The following is a 619-nucleotide window of genomic DNA, read 5'->3' on the forward strand; positions in this document are numbered from 1 at the left end:
AAGGATGAGGTTGATAGGTATTACCTTCAACCAATAGGCTCACTAAGTCTCCGACCAATGGCTGATGCGATACCAACAGCACATTATCAATTCCGGCCTGATTAAGCTGACGAAGCACTTGTTTCGGCGAGGAGTCGGGTGTAATAAAAGGCTTGGTATGAACATCGCACTTCAGCTGGTCTTGATAAACCTTTGCCGTCTGCTGAGCTCTTAGTAAGGGGCTCACCCAAATTTGGCTCACCTCACTTAATATACTCAAATGCTCTTTTGCTAAAGCACTTGTCTGCTGCACACCTCTTTCTGTCAAGGGGCGAGAGAAGTCGCTTTCTGCATAAAATGATGCCTCACCATGCCTGGAAATAAAGAGCTTCATCGCTACTTAATCTCATCCAGAAGCTTGTCTTTAGCTTTTGCTTGCGGCCAATCAGAAAATGGATAGGGCTTCACTTCACTTGCGTAGCTCAGGAATTCACTAATTTGTTTTAGGTACAANCCCAAAGTCCTACCGGCATCTTTTAAAGATTCACTAGGCTCTCCCGTTGAAAGCTTTAACACGGTTTGAACGAGAGCGATTACAACCAAAACAATATCAGTAAGACTATAAATCAAACAAAAAAGG

General features: G+C 43.5%; 2 protein-coding genes. Both read right to left on the bottom strand.

Annotated features, from left to right (window positions below):
• Positions 1-373 (bottom strand): phosphohistidine phosphatase SixA (sixA, locus tag A3756_RS04045; protein ID WP_068552968.1); only part of this gene is annotated, 373 nt, incomplete at its 3' end.
• A 2-nt stretch (positions 374-375) separates the two neighbouring features.
• Positions 376-619 (bottom strand): DUF4389 domain-containing protein (locus A3756_RS04050; protein WP_156490256.1); only part of this gene is annotated, 244 nt, incomplete at its 5' end.

This window comes from Oleiphilus sp. HI0086 (assembly GCF_001635225.1).